The following is a 16,754-nucleotide window of genomic DNA, read 5'->3' on the forward strand; positions in this document are numbered from 1 at the left end:
ACCATTATACCTGATTACGGTGTTTTGTAAACGGATTCACGGCGAACCGTCCAGTAGATCACGTCGGCGAACCGATCGGTGGGATATACTAACCGCATCGACTTACCGAGCGCCGACACGGAACGCAAGTGAATGTAATCCAGTTGCACTTGATATAGTGCGAGGGCTGGCACATCAGACTGCCAATGCTTGGTAAACGTTTGGTATTTGCTCACTCGTTGTTTGGCATTTTGTTTGGTGCGACCAGCCGCGAGGGCATCATCGGCCACCGCGCTGTTATAGTTAGCAAAATTGAGACCGCCTTGATTGGCCTGTGACGAATGCCAGTAGGCAAAGACGTCAGCGTCACCGCCCAGCACCAACTCATACAGTAGCACGTCAAAGCCGCGCGGCCGCAGGACGGACTGCAAAACGTTCTGCGAGGCATCATTTGGATCAACCACCCTTAGGTCAACGGTGATATGCAGCGTTTCCTGCCAGACTTTTACGAGTTCACGCGCAATAGTTTCAAAATCAGAGCCCTTGAGCGTCACGAACGACAATTGCAAAACCTGCTCGCCCTTTTTACGCTGATTACCGACTACTTTCCATCCTTCTTCGTCCAGTAATTTTTTCGCTGCTTCTGTGTCATACGGCAAACGACCGGCCAGTTGCCCATCCACTTGGTCGTCAAAAATTGGGCCGTGCAGTGGCTTCTTGGCAAAGGCAAACTTATCACGCAGTGCTTGGGTATTAATCGACTGGACCAGCGCTTGTCGAACTTTGCGCGAACTCACCATTTCGCTCTGGGTGTTAAATAATGCGTAGACACCATCGTTAATAGCGTACGACCGCGAGGCATACATGTGACGGATCTGGTCTGACTGAGCCATGTATGACAACTCCGGTGTGGCCATAATTTCACTCGTCTTGAGACCTTTGGTGATCTCGTCCCGCGTCGGATATACATACAGCTGAAAGCGATCCAGCTTTGGCGCGCCATGATGATACTGTGAGTTCGCCACGAGATGAAGCACTTTTTTCGACCCTTCAGCATTGGCATTCTGTAGAATCCGCATAGCAAACGGCCCAGAGGTTACGGGCGACTTACCATAACCATGCTCGCGTAGCTCAGCTGGATTAACTTCACTGAGGCTGTGCTGAGGCAAAACCGGAAAGGTGAGGGCGTGCATGAATGGTGCGTATGGGGCCGGCAGGATAAATTGCACCGTTCGCTCGTCAACCTGCTTGACGTTGATCGACTGCCAGCCGGTAATCGTTGACTGCGTCCGCGCATCTTTGAGTAAATTAACAGTAAACACCACGTCGCGAGCATCCAGTGGCGCTCCGTCTGACCACCTGAGATTACGGCGCAATTTGACCGTGTACTCAGTCTCGGCCTCATTGACTGTGACCGACTCAGCGAGGTCTCCTTTGATGTGTCCGGTCGTATCATAATTATAGAGACTCGCAAACATCAGTCGGGCCGCTGATTTTTCGGCACTACTACGAGCAAAGATTGGATTAAGCGTCTCTAGTGGCCCCAGCACACCCTCTGAGTACGACCCGCCCTTGGCGGGCGCATTATGAGCGTATAATTCACGAAACGATAGCCACTGCACCATACTGATGGTAATCAATAGAATAACCAGAAAGATCCACCCCAGGACATGGCGCTTGACTCCAGCCAAATGTTCGAGGCGCGAAGAGATAAACATATGCGTGTGACGCAAGGTCGTTTTAGTCAGTTTTTGCGCTTGCCCATCAAGGTCTTTTGTTGCGAAGTCCAGCCGCAGAAATTTTTTCCAAGATGATTTTTTTGTGTCCAAGGCGCGCTCCTAGCCCTTCAGACTCGGCAACACCAAACTCGCCAAGATCGACAGCACGAACACAACAGCAAACACAATAGTCACATCAAACAAGTTCTTGTCAAAACCTCGCCGCGTGGTGAACAGCTCGCCCGACGAGCCAAAGCCTGCGCCCAAGCTAGCACCACGCTGCTGCAACAATATGGCAATGATCATCAAAATGGCTGATCCTAATGTGACATACGGCAAAATAGTATCAAGTGACATACTTTCTCCTTATTCTGGCGCCGGCTTGATAACGAAGGCGCTACTTACTATATAGTTTACCAGACTGAGTATGATTCCGGCAAGAATTGACGAGCCAAAACTCATGGATAATCCCGGCGCCAGTGCCAATGATATGTAAACCATGATGCCATTCACTACCAGCGTAAATAAACCGAGTGTGAGCAAGATCGCCGGTAGTGATAAAATGACAACGATTGGTTTTAAGATAGAGTTGACGATCGAAAAAATTAAACCAGCGAGGACAAACGTTGCCGTCGTCTCGACCACTGGCTCACTCGTCCCGAGAAGCCGCACCGCCACCCAGATGCCAACAGAATTAAGTATCCACCTGACAAAAAATATTGCAAATTGTCGTCTCATGACTACATTTCATTATATCATAACGCTAACAGGCGCCGTCGACTACCTTGCGCTCAGTGCTCTTGATGTGCATCTGGAGTTGCTGGCGACTACTCGTCCCCTCAATGCAGATCGCGGCCGGCGTCGAGCCAGACGGCGGGATTGTTCGTACAGTGATTACGATGTCTGGCGAGCCACTCTTGAACGACTGCGGCAATGTCGTTGGGTATGACCCTTTGAAGTTTTTTTCCTGCTCCGCCGCTGATAGCGCATTCTGTAGATCTGACGTTATAGCCTTACGCACCGTCTCTTTGCGCCACCCGTTATAGCTGACGAGACCGATACCCGCCAAGATGCCGATAACCACAACGACAATTAGTACTTCTATGACGGTAAATCCATGCTTTCGTATCATACTTATGATGATAGCATAAGCATGATCTTTTTCGCTAGCTCTTTATCCACGATTTTTTCCAGGTCGGTGAGTGAGGCATTCCGTATACGGCTGATGCTGCCAAATTTTTTCAGCAATTTCGCGCGGGTTTTTGGCCCCACACCAGGAATTTCTTCCAGCTGGTTTTTCGTTTGCTGCTGACGCTTCAGCGCCGTGTGGTAACTCACCGCAAAGCGGTGCGACTCATCGCGGATGCGCTGGAACAGTTTGATGATGTCGGTTGTCGCGAGACCGCTCTCGTCTGTCGTCGGACGTTCTTTACGATTTTGCTCGGTACTGGCTCGCAAGTTTTTTGAATGCGAACCGGCGTTACGCTGGCCTGGATGTAAATTCACCACATAAACATCGCCGTCTTCGTGAATAGCGACGCCTGCCCGCGACTGCGACTGGAGCTGTTTGATGAACGCCGTATCAATCTGCGAACCAGTTTTATGCACTAGCAGCTCTTCCTCACGCTTGGCGATGCTGATAATCGGCACAGTGACGCCACGCTCATCACGCGCTTTGATAGCCGCCGCCAGCTGACCTTTGCCGCCATCAATGAGCAGCAGACCAGGACGGCCCCAGCTTTTTAGATTACGCTCGCTCAGCCGGCGAAAAATCGTCTGATACATATTGCCAGTATCATCATTTTTCTCGCTGACTTTGAATTTGCGATACTCCGCCCGATCGCTCGCGCCATTGGTAAATACCACCATACTGGCGACCACTTGCCGCCCGCTCATGTGCGAAATATCATAACCCTCGATGCGTGCTGGAATACCTTTTAGACCCAACAATTTTGCCAAATCAGCCAGCGCCTTGTCTTTTGAAATGTCCAAAAATTCTTTATCGCCAAAACAAACCCGCCGCTGCAATTCCTGCATGGCACGCAGTTTATTGCGAAGATCCGCCGCCCGCTCAAAATCGTGCAGTCCAGCCGCCGTTTTCATATCGCGCTCCAGCTCAGCGGCGATGGCTTTACGGTTGCCCTTTATATAGCTGATGAGCTTGCGTAGATTAGCTTTGTATAGCTCCGGCCCATCACTCAGCCGCGGACTCAAACCCAAATCTTCATCCAACTTCGACTGCCCTGGCCGTCGCTGCCTGGTCAAATACGGAAACACTCGCCGCAAATATCGCAAGGCTTTTTTAAAGGCGAAGCCATTATAAAACGGGCCAATATATTCTGCACCGTCATCGGCTGGATTGCGCGTAAAACTGACGGTCGGCCACTCACTTTTCATGTCGATTCGCACATACATCTGCGACTTATCATCACGCAGCAGCACGTTGTAGCGCGGCATATAGCGCTTGACCATCTCGCTCTCCAGAAACAGCGCGTCAACCTCGCTCTCGGTCTCAATCCAATCGGTATCAGCAATTTCCGCCACCAACGCCATGGTTTTATTGTCCCGCCCGCGCGAATCCTGAAAATACTGGCGCACGCGGTTTTTCAGCGCCGCCGCCTTGCCCACATAAATAATCTCGCCGCTGGCCGACTTATGAAAATAGACACCGGGAGTGCGCGGTAGGGTTTTGAGTTTTTGCTGCAACCGTTGATTCACAGCTACCATTATATCAAGTGATCACGTCTTGCCGACGAAACCACTGAGTACGCCATCCAGTTCGCCTTGAGCAAGTCGTACCGCCCACTCTTGACGCTCAAGGAATGATAGCAATCCAGCCTTTAGCCCAAACCAGCCTAACTTTTTTCTAGCTTCGGCAACTTTTTTTGATTGTTCCCTGAACGTATAATACTGATCGCGACAATCTTGCGGAATATCTGAAATTTTACGGTTTGGCATTATAACTTTTATTAACTCCTCGACTTTTTCTTTGTCTTTTGGACGCCAGCCGGTAATTGAACGACATCCGTACGCTCCTAACTGAGCAATTGGATTAAGGACAGCACACACCGTCTCGCCATCTCTCTTCACAAGCCACTGATCAAGACTAGATAAAGGAATTTCCGTCTCAATACCGCCAAGACGCCAGTATAGACGACTTTCTTCTTCTCCTTCAACAGCAACATAACGATCACCAACAAAGTCAAATATACCACGACGATTTTTCTTGTATGGGTTAAGTCCAAAGGTTGAAATTACTAACTTATCACCGATAGTATCGGTCATTTCCTGCTGGCAACCCTTCACAACAGTCTTATCTGTGTTTTGCACTAATGTATCAAGGTCTCGCACCGTACCATTTTCGCGTAAACATGGTAAGTACACGCCGCTAGGCAGATACACAACGTGATTATCCCAATCAATTTTGGCAGCGTTGGTAACTGCATGTAGACCTAGCCCGCCGACAACGTTATACGGAACTTTGTGATATTCCATCCTGTCATGAATGCTGTGTTCTACCAGCAGTGGGTATATATTTTCTGAAACTTCACTCATACTATAGTCCTTGTCCGCCTATTGTAAATCATTTGCCTTAGTTATATCAAGTAAATACCCTTCCAAAAACTCACTCCACTCCGGCACATTCTTCTCGCGGAAATAGGCACGAAGGAAATCAACCATAACGTGCTGACGCTTCCTCGCTTCTATTCGCCCCGGCTCCGTCAGCATCAAGCCCTTCAACTTCAGCAGCTTCTCAAAAAAGTGATTAATAAAGCCGTCGGTATCATGCGTGTTGCCGTTAATGTCGTATTCGTGCGCCGCTAGATCAACATTTGGCCAAACCGCGGGGTCAAAAATCCGCCCACCGTGATGGCAGGCATACATCAACCCTCGCTCAATCCCAACCGCGCCAATAGCATCGCACATGTCAGCGTCAGACACTAGCTGCCCCGCCAGCCGCCGCGGCTGCTGGCCGTTCAGCCGTTTGCTATAACCAATCGTCGCAATATTTTCTAATACCGCCTGACGTAGGCCAGCGGCCACTCCCGCCTCCGCCATACTATTGACCGCGTTCGTCAATTTCTCTGCCTGCGCCTTGCCGACTAGTTTGTAGTCGTCGACGTCATGCAGCCAAGCCGTCAGCAACACTTCTTGCAGATCTACTGATTCGCTGCATTCGCTAGCAAAACGCTCCGCCAGCAGTGCCACCCGCTCAACGTGATCATCAGCATGACCCGATGGGTCGCCGCCTAATGTATCACGCACTTTATTTTTTATTGTCTCAAGTTGAGCTATCTGCCGTTCGTCCATAAGCTTATTGTATCACCCATGCAGGTCTCGACCCACTAAACTATTTTCATTTTAGCCAAGAGGCGCTATAGTAGTGATGTGAAAACAGCTGTGAAAAGAAAAGTACCTGAATTTATCAAGCGATCATTAGGGCGCATACCACGACTGCCAGTGCCAGCACCCGTTTGGCAATTGGATAAAATCGACGAGAGCTTAACGCCAAATATGCGTGCGCTACGGATGACGATGGCAATTGCCGAGGAGCTACTGGCAATGGGAGTGACCGCACGAGACGTCGTGCACATGGCCTTGGGAATTACTGATACCTACTGCAGACGGCGTGTTCATATTGATGTTAGCTCAACACTCATCACCATGTCCCAAGATCGCGGCACCGAACGTGAACCGCTCACCTTAGTGCGAACGATCACCTTAAAATATGTTAATTACCAAACTATCCAAGCCTTGCAAAACCTTGCGCTATTAATTCGTGACACTCATTTGCCATTAGCCGAGGCAGAGCAACGTGTCGAAGAAATCCTCGCTAGCCCACGCGAGTACTCGCGCTGGGTCACCTGTTTGGCGGGCGGTGGTGTATCAATGGGTGTGGTGATTTTATTTAACGGCTCAATTCTGATGAGCGGACTGGCGTTTGTGATGGGCTTCGTGGCGACGGCGACGATGAGGATTCTGGACAAATGGGGCCTCGCAACATTTTACCTCCAAATCATCACCGCACTCTTAATCACCCTGGCGGCGGGCGCTGCCCAGTGGCTGAATGGCTGGCTGGGCTGGCAGGTTGATACGACAATGCTGGTGATCAGCGGTATCGTGCTATTGGTGGCGGGGTTGATGATCGTCGGCGCCTTTCAGGATGCGATTGACGAATACTACGTGACGGCAAATGCCAGACTGCTGCGGGTGATTATGGCGACGATTGGTATCATTGTCGGCGTGATGACCGGGCTATACATCATTCAGCGATTTGGCATCAGTTTTCCAACGACGCCGGATCGGCTGGGGCTAGCGGCAGACATACGGGCGCAATACTTGGGGGCGCTGATTATTGCTGCTGGTTTCGCGGCCGGCAATCACGCGCGTTTGTTCGGAATGCTGATTGCCGGCGGTGTTGGCGTGTTGGGATGGTGGGTGTCAAGTACGCTAATTGGGTCACTCGGAGTTGTCATCGCCAGCGGCGCCGCAGCAACAGTGGTCGGATTGACAGCGGTACTCGCGTCCCGACTATGGCGCTTTCCTTCAGTGGCCATTATTGCTGCTGGCATCGTACCGCTGGTGCCGGGTTTGTCGCTCTATAACGGCTTGATGGGTGTGATAGAGAATCCGCCAACCGACCCTGAATTTTTACTGTCACTGGCCGTCCTCGCACGAGCTATCATGATCGGCGTGGCCATCGCCATCGGTGCATCGCTTGGTAATATGATCGGCCGACCAGTACGGCGCGGTATGATTCGCTGGTATAATAAGCTCCTGCGACGACGAGAGCTTAACATTCAATAAGCCCGGGGAATACTCTTATTTCAAGACTACGCACTCGTCGCCCAGTGTCTGACGCAGCTGACTCATGAGCTGATCGCCAGCCTCAACACGAAACGGCATGCGCATGGCGGATTTATTAGCCTCACCCAGCACTAGCACTACATCAGTCACGCCAGCGTATGCGGAGCAGAGCGACTTGAGTGCTACTAGTTTATCATGGTCGCTCGGGTTTTTGATATGAAGAAATAGCTTTTCTGTCTCGGGCACGGCGTGCGTGACTGCTGGACGCGGTGGCGTGTTTGTCGTGTCGGCCGGTGTTGACTTCATGTTCGTCCCTTTCGCTGTCGATACTCGGGCTGCGCCTGCTCGCTGAGTCGTTTGAGTTCGAAATGCCGTACGCCGCTCTTGCTTGACCTTGCTACTCATCTTTGGCGCTTCCATTTTACGGCCAGTCGACTGATACTGCCGGAGATCATCGTCAGAAATCAGTTCAATTTCATCAGCAATCATCTTGCTCTCTGAGCCCAAATTACCATCCCGATCACGGGCTGAGTTTTTGCCGGTCACCCGAATGACAGCGTCCTGGACAAGTTTGGCGCCGACTTGCTCATACAAATTCGGAAAGACGATAACTTCGCCCTCGCCAAACTTATCTTCGATCCCAACGAATGCCATCTTGCTGCCTGACTTGGTAACGATGGTGCGCACCGTCGTGATAATACCGCCGATCGTCATCAGGCGACCGTCATATTCTGGCACCAGCTGCGTTAATGGCTGCGCTTGCTCACTGAGATATGTTTCATACGCATCGAGCGGGTGCGCCGAAATATACAGCCCCATCAGCTCGCGCTCCCACATCAGCCGCTCTTTGTTGGTGTGTTTGGCCGGCGCTGGCTGTAGCTGTATCGTTGACTGAACATCAGCCGACTCATCACCAAGCATACCAAACAGGTCAGTCTGCCCCGACGCGGCCTCTTTCTGAGTCTTTTGAGCAAAGGCGACAATGGTGTCAAGATTAAACAACAAGTCAGACCGGTCGCCAAAGCTGTCAAAGGCGCCAGTTTTGATCAGCGACTCCCAGGCCTTGCGATTGAACTTGCTGGTCGATACTCGCTTGGCAAAATCTTCGACCGACTTGAACGGGCCATCAGCCTCGCGAGCACGAATAATTTCTTCCACCGCGCCGACACCGACGCCCTTGACCGCCGCCATGCCGAAACGAATCTTCTTTTCACCAGGCACCACCGCGAACTCGACGAATGACTCATTAACATCCGGGTTGAGCACTTCAATGCCCATGTGCTTACACTCGGTCATCTCGATGGCCAGGCGCTCAGTATCATCCTGGTCACTGGTCATCAGCGCCGCCATGAATGCGTCAGGATAATGCGCCTTGAGATACGCCGTCCAGTAGGCGATCAGGCCATAACACGCCGCGTGCGACTTATTGAAACAGTAGTTAGCAAATTCTTCCAATGCATCCCAAAACTGCTCAGCGATTTCCTTAGTCGCACCACCAACCTTGACCGCGCCCTCGACAAACTCTGGCTTGACCTTTTTCATCAGATCAATTTTCTTTTTACCGACCGCCTTACGCAGGGTGTCCGCCTGACCGCCAGTAAAGCCACACCACTCTTTGGAAATCTGCATAAATTGCTCTTGATAGACCAAGATGCCGTAAGTATTCTTCAGCGAGTTTTCCATACCGGGGTGCAAGTAGGTGATTTCTTCTTCGCCGTGTTTGCGCTTGATGAATGAGTCGATAAACTGCATCGGGCCCGGGCGATACAAGGCCACCATGGCGATGATGTCTTCAAAGACACTTGGTTTGAGCTCGCGCAGGTACCGCTTCATGCCAGCCGATTCCAACTGGAACACGCCAGTGGTGTCGCCGCGCTGGAATAATTTGTAGGTTTCTTCATCATCCAGCGGCAGCGTTGATAAATCAATATCCGTTTTGTAGACTTTACGAATAATACGCAGGGCGTTGTTAATGATGGACAGGTTAGACAAGCCCAAAAAGTCCATCTTCAGTAGCCCGAGCTCCTCAACCGGACCCATGGGGTACTGCGTCGCCACCACGCCCTTTTGCGCCATCTCCAGGGGCACGTATTTCACCAAATCATCCGGTGCAATCACCACGCCGGCGGCATGCACACCGTGCGAACGAATCGTTCCCTCCAGCTGCGACGCAAAGTCATAAACTGTTTTGGCAGTCGGGTTGCTTTCATACTCGTTTTTAAGGTCGGGGTCTTCCTCGAGCGACTTTTTGATAGGCACATGACGGCCCTGGACGGGTGGCGGAATGAGCTTGGCCAGCCGGTCCGACTCGCCATATGGTACCTGCAGCACCCGCGCCACGTCACGCACTGACGCCCGCGCTGCCATGGTGCCAAAGGTACAAATGTTGGCTACCCGTTCTGAGCCATATTTCTTGGCACAATATTCGATCACTTCACCGCGGCGGGTATCTTGAATGTCGATATCGATGTCGGGCATGGAAATACGATCCGGGTTGAGGAATCGCTCAAACAGCAAATCATAATGTAGCGGATCAAGGTCGGTGATGTTCAGCGCATAAGCGATGATTGAACCAGCCGCCGAACCACGTCCCGGGCCAAAGATAATTCCTTGGGATTTGCCCCAGTTGATAAAATCCTGGACGATCAAAAAGTAGCCGTTATAGCCCATGTTGTCGAGCACGCCGAATTCCATGTCTAGTCGCTCTAGCTGCGCCTCTGATAACTTGGCGCGCAGCTCGTCGTTTGGCAATTTCTTGGCATCCTCCAGCTTCATACCAGCGTAGCGCGCCGCCATGCCGCTGTACACCAGATGATCCAGATATTCCTTTTCGGACTCACCGTTTGGCGTTGGAAATTTCGGGATGAGAATATCGCCAAGTTTAATTTCTACGTCACACCGATCGGCGATGGCTTTGGTGTTGGCGATTGCCTGGGGATTGGTTTTTTGCCACCGCGAAATGATATCTTCTGGTGTGGTCAAATGGAGCTCAAAATCCTTCAAGCTCATCCGCTTTTCATCACTCAAATACGCACCAGTACCGACGCACAGCAAAATCTCATGCGCCTCCTGGTCTTCGTGATTGAGGTAATGGCCGTCGCTAGTCACTACACACGGAATATCCAGTTCCTCGCTGATGCGCTCAATGTAATCATTGACCTTTTTCTGCTCCGGCCAGTGGCTGCGCGCTTCGGGGTGGCCATGGTCTTGAAGCTCCATGTAGTAGCGATCACCAAACACTGACTTGTACCAGCCAGCAATTTCCTTAGCTTTTTCATAATCATCATTACGCAAATTCTCACCCAGCTCACCACCGATACAACCAGACATACAGATGATGCCTTCGTTGTATTGCTCCAGTAGCTCGTGGTCAATGCGCGGTTTATAGTAGACGCCTTCGAGGTTGGCGATGGTGCTAAGCTGCATCAGGTTTTGATAGCCCTTGTGATTCATCGCCAGCAGCGTCAAGTGATAACGTGCCTTGTCCTTGGCGGGGTCACGGTCGTGGCGAGTGCGGGCTGCTACGTAGGTTTCGATGCCGATGATTGGCTTGATACCAACATTCTTGGCCGCTTTATAAAACTCAATCGCGCCCGACATCGTGCCGTGGTCAGTAATGGCACAGGCCTCCATACCCAGCTCCTTCACCCGTGCCACCATGTCAGGAATTTTAGTCAGCCCATCCAGAAGCGAATGGTGGGTGTGATTGTGCAGGTGTACGTAATCAGACGGCTGCAACGCGGCCGCGGCTTGAGCTGAAGCTGTCGTATGTTTGGTAGCCATTATTTATTGCGCCTCCCTTGTGGGCGCCACCTCCTCTTTCTCCACCCAGTATAGCATGCTAGCGCCGCCGCTGCATGGTATCAATCAGCTGGTTGAGAAAATCCGCCAGCGCCGGAAAGACGTCGGCAAACCGCCCGAGCAGCCAAGCTGACACCATGATCAGTACCGTCACGCCCACAAGGCTACCCATGCCAAAGAAAAAGCCGCGCCAAAAGTTTATCCAATAGATCTGCCGCCGCGATCGATGAAAATCAAAAAACAGATCTTCAATCATTGCCTGCCGGGCGCCATTTTCGTTATCACGCTTGATGCGATCAATGGCTCGGCGGGCTACCGAGGGACGTGGGTCGGCGGCCTTCTTGTCCTCATGGCCACTTTCTCTCGACGATTTAGTTGGCGCCATTTTCCTCAAGCCGCTTGACTAGATATTCGCGAAGACTCGCACCAAGCTTCGGATCACGCATGCCAAAATCAATCACTGTCTTGAGATACTCTAGCTTATCGCCAGTGTCATAGTATGTGCCATTGGTAATTTCTACGCCATAAAAACTATGGCCGTCATCAATCATGCTCTGCATAATCGGCTGCACCGTAAATTCGCCGTGACCATCAAACGCATGCTTGGCTTTCTCGAGATAGCTAAAGAACTCGCCCGGCAGCAAATAGCTACTGACACTCGCGAGATCGGACGGGGCATTGGCTTTGCCTGGCTTTTCAACGATGTTTGTCATCTTGATCACGCCGTCAGTAACCTGCTCGCCATTAACCACACCGTAACGATCAAATTCAGCATCATCAATAATCTTCTTGCACGATAGCACCGCGCCGTCTAATTTTTGCGCCGCAGTGATCATCTGGCGAAATCGGCTAGGGCTAGCAGCGATAAAGTCATCAGCAAAGGTATAAATAACCGGCTCATCACCATTGATCAAATGCGCGGCGCAGGTCAACGGTGTGGCATTACCGTACGGGCCTTTTTGGCGGATATAGACAAAGTTAGCCATCTCTGACAAATTATTTACGATGTCAATCAGTGGCTGCTTCTTGGCGCCGCCCGCCCGTAGATTAACCAGCAGCTCCTCGTTCGGCCTGTCGAAATGATCCTCAATTGCTCGTTTGTTGGCGCTGCCGATGATAATGATATCTTTGATGCCGGCTTCGACTAATTCCTCGACGACGTATTGGATAATCGGCTTGTCGATCAGCGGCATCATTTCTTTTGGCATGGCCTTGGTCTGCGGCAAGAACCGCGTACCGAAGCCAGCGGCAGCGATGATAGCTTTGGTTGGTTTTTTCATGATAGTTCCTCCTGTCGTAGGTTATCTAAATAATCAAACAAAAGCGCGAATGGCCCTGTTACACATAAATCACCCGCCCGAGCGATAGCAAACAACTCTGCCGCTGAAACAAACCGTAGTTCAGCGCCCTGGCTACTTTCAGCTTCATCAAGGTGGATTGCATCCTCATTGTACACGCAGTCAGTCGCCAAGTACACTGCGATCTTGATATTGATGTACGGCCCCTCATAGCATTCACCAATATATTCAAAGTGCCCTGGCGTGCAGCCGGTCTCTTCCACTAGTTCACGCCGCGCTACCATCTCTACTGCTTCACCCGGCTCCCCGTCACCGCCGGGAAAATCATAGAGCCATTTTTCTGGACCAGCTCGAAACTGATAGGTCATAGCGATCTTGCTATCCGTCGTCACTGCCACCACCAACACTGACACTAACTCCTCAGAAAAGAAGGTTGTAAACTCATGCTGCTCACCATCCTCTGCTTGATACCGCTTGATGACGGCCGAGCGCTTGTACGCCTCGCCGACAGTCTGCGTGGTGGTTGGCTGAATACGCGTGAATGTTTTCATTACAGTCGCTCTCGGATTAGTTTCTGGGCGAGGCTCGGGTTGGCCTGGCCCTTAGAGCGCTTCATGACTTGACCGACGAGGTAGCCGATAGCTTTGTCTTTGCCCGAGCGAATATCAGCGATGGATGCCGCTGAGGCTGGGTCGTTCAATACTTCGTCAACGATGGCTGCGATCGCTCCCTCATCAGACACCTGCAACAAATTCTTACTCTCGGCAATCTCGCGCGGCCCCTGCTCGAGATATTGTCGATCAAATAGACTAAGGAAAAGCTCTTTGCCGCCAGTCGAGCTCACGTCGCTATTCTCGACGAGTAGTGACAGCTCCGTCAACCGACGCGGCCCGACATAGCCCTCCCCGATGAGATCCATATCAATCAGCTCCTCCGGCGTCGAAGCAAACCAGTTAAAGATCCGCTTGACCAGCCGCTGATATTTTATCTTGTCAACTCCCAACTCATCAAGAACAGCTTGCTCGTTATGCACCGTCAGCGTCTTGATAGCGTCAAGCAATATCGCGAGCGACTGATGGCCGAGGATCGTCGTAATCACCGAATGATCCAACCCCAGATCAGCCCAACGCTCTCGGCACTGGCTTGGCATCAGCGGCATATACTGCTGCATGTGAGCAATCTCCTCGTCAGTCAAAACAATCGGCGGGATATCCGGATCGGGCATGTAGCGATAATCCTGGGCGTCCTCTTTCGAGCGCTGCGAAGTAGTGATTTGCTTGTCGTCGCTCCAGCCGCGAGTTTCCTGCACCACCGATTCACCACTTTCCAGCAAGTCGACTTGGCGCTTAAATTCGTATTCAGCGGCACGTTCGACGCTGCGGAACGAGTTAAGGTTCTTGACTTCTGCGCGTTTGCCAAGCTCGGTCGCGCCTTTTTTAGCCACCGAAATATTAACATCAAACCGCATGTTGCCGTGGTATAAATCACCGTGCGTAACGCCAGCGTAGACCATCAATTTGTGCAGCTCCGAAGCGTACGCTTTGGCCTCCTCGGCAGAATGCATGTCCGGCTCAGAGACGATTTCAATCAGCGGCGTGCCAGCGCGGTTGAGGTCAACCAGCGAATAACCGTCGTGGTGCGTCAACTTGCCAGCGTCCTCTTCCATGTGCGCATGATGAATCCGCACCCGCTTGAGCGAACCGTCTTCTAGCGGCGCGTCAACATAGCCAGCCAAGATAATCGGCTGATACATCTGCGATGTCTGGTAGCCCTTTGGCAGGTCAGGGTAGAAATAATGTTTGCGATCAAACCGGCTAACGCGGGCGATCGGCGCATTCAACGCCTTGCCAGCACGCACCGCCAGCTCGACAGCATGCTTGTTGAGCACCGGCAGCATGCCTGGCAATCCAAAATCGATTTCATGCGTTTTTTCGTTTGGCTCAGCGTCGCGAGCGTCGTTATCAGCCGGACTAAACAGCTTGGTTTTGGTCGCCAGCTGGACATGGCACTCGATGCCAATGGTCATTTCATATTCATCATATACACTCATCATAACGCTCCCAAATCTTTTAGTGCTTGCTCAAATGCGGCCATTGCCCGCTTGAATGTCTGGGTGGTGATAGTGACCCGACTTTCGTGGGCAATCTGATTACGCAGTTTGTGCGCCGACCAAACTGCGTCCTCATTCGTCCACAAACCACGCCGTGCCTTGAGCCGCTCACCCATCGTCGTACCACTAACGCCATATTCGCGCATCGCCCGGTCCAGCAGCTTGTCAGCTTTGATAATCGCCATCTGCAGACTGTCGGGATTATTTGTATCAGCCACACGCTGCACCGCCTGCCAGACTTTTCGGTATAGTTCCCGGTCGAGCTTCTCCGTTTGTTTTGACGTCAACTGAATGAATAGCATCAATAGGCCACCGATCACCAGCGCCGCCACCACTAGCGCGATCAACAATCCATCCATCAGATGACCTCCACTTCCGCCGCCAGTTTCAGCAGGCTTCCATCCGAACGGTAATTACCAACTAGCTGCACGCCGATCGGCAAGCCCTCGTCGTTACTTCCAGCCGGCACAGAAATTGCCGGCAGTCCAGCTAGACTAGCCGGCACGGTCATGATGTCAGACAGATACATCTTGATCGGATCACCAGTGTTCTCACCAAGTTTGAATGCTGGTGTCGGCGCCGTCGGCATTAACAGCGCGTCGTACTCAGTGAACAACTTTTTGAACTCGTTAATGAGCAGCGTGCGCGCTTTTTGCGCCTGCATGTAGTAAGCGTCAAAGAAACCGCTCGACAACACGAAACTACCGATCATAATCCGCCGCTTGTTCTCCGTCATAAAACCTTCGTTACGGCTGCGGCCGTACAATTCCGCCAGCGTTTTCACCTCGGCCGCTCGGTGACCATAACGCACACCATCATAGCGTGCCAGATTTGACGACAGTTCCGCCGGCACGATGATATAGTACATCGCCAGCGAATATTGCATCATATCTAGATCTACTTCTTCAATTCCATAACCCAGCTGCTTCAGTTTTTCAGCATAGTCAAGCGTTTTCTGGCGCACCGCCGCGTCCACATCGTCAGTCATACATTGCTTAACCAAACCAATCTTTTTCTTGGTAAAGCCTGGCTGGTTCTGCCAAAAGTCCGGCAGCGTCGTCATATCCTTGCCGTCGCGGCCCGCCATAATTTCCATCACCAAATTAGCATCATCAGCATTCGTGGTGAAACAACCAATGGTGTCGGTGCTCGAGGCCATAGCTACTACGCCGTAGCGACTGACTGCACCGTAGGTTGGCTTGACACCGACCACGCCGTTAAAGCTGGCCGGCTGACGAATTGAACCGCCAGTATCTGTGCCCAGTGCAAACGGTACCACGTTAAGCGCCGTCACTACCGCCGAACCGCCCGAAGAACCGCCGGCTACCCGAGTTTTATCCGTAGCGTTTTTGGTCGGACCAAAGGCTGAGTTTTCCGTCGAACCGCCGTGAGCAAAGGCGTCCAAGTTCGCCTTGCCAATGCAAATTGCACCTTCAGCTTCTAATTTTTCAACGGCTGTTGCCTGGAGCGGCGCCTCAAAATTCTCGAGCATTTTTGAAGCAGCAGTTGTCGGCGCCCCAAAGGCCAAGAAATTATCTTTTACCACAAACGGCACGCCAGCCAGCCGGCCAGAAATTTCACCCTTATCCACCAGTTCGGCACGCTCCAGCGCCCGCTCTTCTGTCAAACTCAGCAGCGCATAATATTCTTCAGTGTCGCGCGCTCGCCGCAGTGCTTCTTTAACATTTTCGACCGCGCTTTTTCTGGCAAAATCACTAATCTGGCTCATTACAATACCTGCGGCACTTTCACTTGACTATTCTGTTTTTCAGGCGCCAAGTTAAGCAGTACTTCTCTGGAAACCCCTGACTGAACCTCATCTTCGCGCCAGACATTCTCTAGTCCCGTCACTTGATAAGTTGGCTCCACACCCGCCGTATCAAGCTCACCGAGCTGCTCAATATAGCCAATTATATTTTCCAAATCTTGGCGCAGTCCATCAACTTCATCATCAGCTAATGCCAGACTACTCAAACTCGCCAAGTGCTGAATATCACTGGTAGAAATAGTTGTCATACAGTCTATTATAGCACTGTCTCA

Annotated in this window: 16 protein-coding genes; 1 reads left to right on the top strand and 15 read right to left on the bottom strand. The window is 51.6% G+C overall.

Annotated elements, in window-relative coordinates; translation table 11 throughout:
• Positions 1-14: 14 nt before the first annotated feature.
• Genes GWK78_02960 through GWK78_02990 form a run of 7 tightly spaced genes read right to left on the bottom strand, consistent with a single transcriptional unit; the run spans position 15 to position 6,008 of the window.
• The gene (locus GWK78_02960; GenBank protein ID QHU93966.1) at positions 15-1,808 is read right to left on the bottom strand and encodes a hypothetical protein; all 1,794 of its coding nucleotides are present in this window, start codon (positions 1,806-1,808) and stop codon (positions 15-17) included.
• A gap of 9 nt (positions 1,809-1,817) precedes the next feature.
• Entirely contained in the window at positions 1,818-2,054 is a 237-nt protein-coding gene (gene secG, locus GWK78_02965; GenBank protein ID QHU93967.1) for a preprotein translocase subunit SecG, read from the bottom strand.
• A 9-nt stretch (positions 2,055-2,063) separates the two neighbouring features.
• Positions 2,064-2,435, bottom strand: a complete 372-nt coding sequence (locus GWK78_02970) for a phage holin family protein (protein QHU93968.1) — start codon at positions 2,433-2,435, stop codon at positions 2,064-2,066.
• Between the two features lie 25 nt (positions 2,436-2,460).
• The gene (locus tag GWK78_02975) at positions 2,461-2,829 is read right to left on the bottom strand and encodes a prepilin-type N-terminal cleavage/methylation domain-containing protein (GenBank protein QHU93969.1); all 369 of its coding nucleotides are present in this window, start codon (positions 2,827-2,829) and stop codon (positions 2,461-2,463) included.
• 2 nt (positions 2,830-2,831) lie between these two features.
• Positions 2,832-4,415 (bottom strand): GIY-YIG nuclease family protein, encoded by a 1,584-nt coding sequence (locus tag GWK78_02980; protein QHU93970.1) that lies wholly within the window; start codon positions 4,413-4,415, stop codon positions 2,832-2,834.
• A gap of 21 nt (positions 4,416-4,436) precedes the next feature.
• Positions 4,437-5,252 (bottom strand): hypothetical protein, encoded by an 816-nt coding sequence (locus GWK78_02985; protein ID QHU93971.1) that lies wholly within the window; start codon positions 5,250-5,252, stop codon positions 4,437-4,439.
• 18 nt (positions 5,253-5,270) lie between these two features.
• Positions 5,271-6,008, bottom strand: a complete 738-nt coding sequence (locus GWK78_02990) for a phosphohydrolase (GenBank protein ID QHU93972.1) — start codon at positions 6,006-6,008, stop codon at positions 5,271-5,273.
• Positions 6,009-6,086: 78 nt separating this feature from the next.
• Here GWK78_02990 and GWK78_02995 point away from each other — a divergent pair, with 78 nt between their 5' ends.
• Positions 6,087-7,505, top strand: a complete 1,419-nt coding sequence (locus GWK78_02995; protein ID QHU93973.1) for a threonine/serine exporter family protein — start codon at positions 6,087-6,089, stop codon at positions 7,503-7,505.
• A 15-nt stretch (positions 7,506-7,520) separates the two neighbouring features.
• Here the strand turns inward: GWK78_02995 and GWK78_03000 are convergent, their stop codons facing one another.
• The 8 genes from GWK78_03000 to gatC are packed head-to-tail and all read right to left on the bottom strand — an operon-like array spanning position 7,521 to position 16,730.
• Positions 7,521-11,288, bottom strand: a complete 3,768-nt coding sequence (locus tag GWK78_03000; GenBank protein ID QHU93974.1) for a DNA polymerase III subunit alpha — start codon at positions 11,286-11,288, stop codon at positions 7,521-7,523.
• A 58-nt stretch (positions 11,289-11,346) separates the two neighbouring features.
• Positions 11,347-11,691 carry a hypothetical protein gene (locus tag GWK78_03005; protein ID QHU93975.1) on the bottom strand — a complete coding sequence of 115 codons (345 nt, stop codon included), beginning with the start codon at positions 11,689-11,691 and terminating at the stop codon, positions 11,347-11,349.
• Complete coding sequence (locus GWK78_03010; protein ID QHU93976.1) at positions 11,678-12,586, bottom strand: NTP transferase domain-containing protein; 909 nt, start codon at positions 12,584-12,586, stop codon at positions 11,678-11,680. The genes GWK78_03005 and GWK78_03010 overlap by 14 nt, the downstream gene beginning before the upstream one ends.
• Entirely contained in the window at positions 12,583-13,155 is a 573-nt protein-coding gene (locus GWK78_03015; protein QHU93977.1) for an NUDIX domain-containing protein, read from the bottom strand. Before GWK78_03015 ends, GWK78_03010 begins: the two co-directional genes overlap by 4 nt.
• Positions 13,155-14,657: an Asp-tRNA(Asn)/Glu-tRNA(Gln) amidotransferase subunit GatB gene (gene gatB, locus GWK78_03020; GenBank protein QHU93978.1), complete on the bottom strand. Its 1,503-nt coding sequence runs from the start codon at positions 14,655-14,657 to the stop codon at positions 13,155-13,157. The genes GWK78_03015 and gatB overlap by 1 nt, the downstream gene beginning before the upstream one ends.
• Positions 14,654-15,073: a hypothetical protein gene (locus GWK78_03025; protein ID QHU93979.1), complete on the bottom strand. Its 420-nt coding sequence runs from the start codon at positions 15,071-15,073 to the stop codon at positions 14,654-14,656. The genes gatB and GWK78_03025 overlap by 4 nt, the downstream gene beginning before the upstream one ends.
• Complete coding sequence (gene gatA, locus GWK78_03030; protein ID QHU93980.1) at positions 15,073-16,443, bottom strand: Asp-tRNA(Asn)/Glu-tRNA(Gln) amidotransferase subunit GatA; 1,371 nt, start codon at positions 16,441-16,443, stop codon at positions 15,073-15,075. Before gatA ends, GWK78_03025 begins: the two co-directional genes overlap by 1 nt.
• Positions 16,443-16,730, bottom strand: coding sequence for an Asp-tRNA(Asn)/Glu-tRNA(Gln) amidotransferase subunit GatC (gene gatC / locus GWK78_03035; GenBank protein ID QHU93981.1), 288 nt, complete (start codon positions 16,728-16,730; stop codon positions 16,443-16,445). Before gatC ends, gatA begins: the two co-directional genes overlap by 1 nt.
• Between the last annotated feature and the right edge of the window lie 24 nt (positions 16,731-16,754).

It is taken from the genome of Candidatus Saccharibacteria bacterium oral taxon 488 (genome assembly GCA_010202845.1).
Lineage (GTDB): Bacteria > Patescibacteriota > Saccharimonadia > Saccharimonadales > Saccharimonadaceae > Nanosynbacter.

What these genes read in the sequence shown, in the direction of transcription:
- gatB (QHU93978.1), bottom strand. Translation starts at nt 14,657, where the DNA reads ATGATGAGTGTATATGATGAATATGAAATGACCATTGGCATCGAGTGC.
- gatA (QHU93980.1), bottom strand. Translation starts at nt 16,443, where the DNA reads ATGAGCCAGATTAGTGATTTTGCCAGAAAAAGCGCGGTCGAAAATGTT.
- GWK78_03005 (QHU93975.1), bottom strand. Translation starts at nt 11,691, where the DNA reads ATGGCGCCAACTAAATCGTCGAGAGAAAGTGGCCATGAGGACAAGAAG.
- GWK78_02985 (QHU93971.1), bottom strand. Translation starts at nt 5,252, where the DNA reads ATGAGTGAAGTTTCAGAAAATATATACCCACTGCTGGTAGAACACAGC.
- GWK78_02970 (QHU93968.1), bottom strand. Translation starts at nt 2,435, where the DNA reads ATGAGACGACAATTTGCAATATTTTTTGTCAGGTGGATACTTAATTCT.
- GWK78_02990 (QHU93972.1), bottom strand. Translation starts at nt 6,008, where the DNA reads ATGGACGAACGGCAGATAGCTCAACTTGAGACAATAAAAAATAAAGTG.
- GWK78_03010 (QHU93976.1), bottom strand. Translation starts at nt 12,586, where the DNA reads ATGAAAAAACCAACCAAAGCTATCATCGCTGCCGCTGGCTTCGGTACG.
- GWK78_03025 (QHU93979.1), bottom strand. Translation starts at nt 15,073, where the DNA reads ATGGATGGATTGTTGATCGCGCTAGTGGTGGCGGCGCTGGTGATCGGT.
- secG (QHU93967.1), bottom strand. Translation starts at nt 2,054, where the DNA reads ATGTCACTTGATACTATTTTGCCGTATGTCACATTAGGATCAGCCATT.
- GWK78_03000 (QHU93974.1), bottom strand. Translation starts at nt 11,288, where the DNA reads ATGGCTACCAAACATACGACAGCTTCAGCTCAAGCCGCGGCCGCGTTG.
- GWK78_02975 (QHU93969.1), bottom strand. Translation starts at nt 2,829, where the DNA reads ATGATACGAAAGCATGGATTTACCGTCATAGAAGTACTAATTGTCGTT.
- GWK78_03015 (QHU93977.1), bottom strand. Translation starts at nt 13,155, where the DNA reads ATGAAAACATTCACGCGTATTCAGCCAACCACCACGCAGACTGTCGGC.
- gatC (QHU93981.1), bottom strand. Translation starts at nt 16,730, where the DNA reads ATGACAACTATTTCTACCAGTGATATTCAGCACTTGGCGAGTTTGAGT.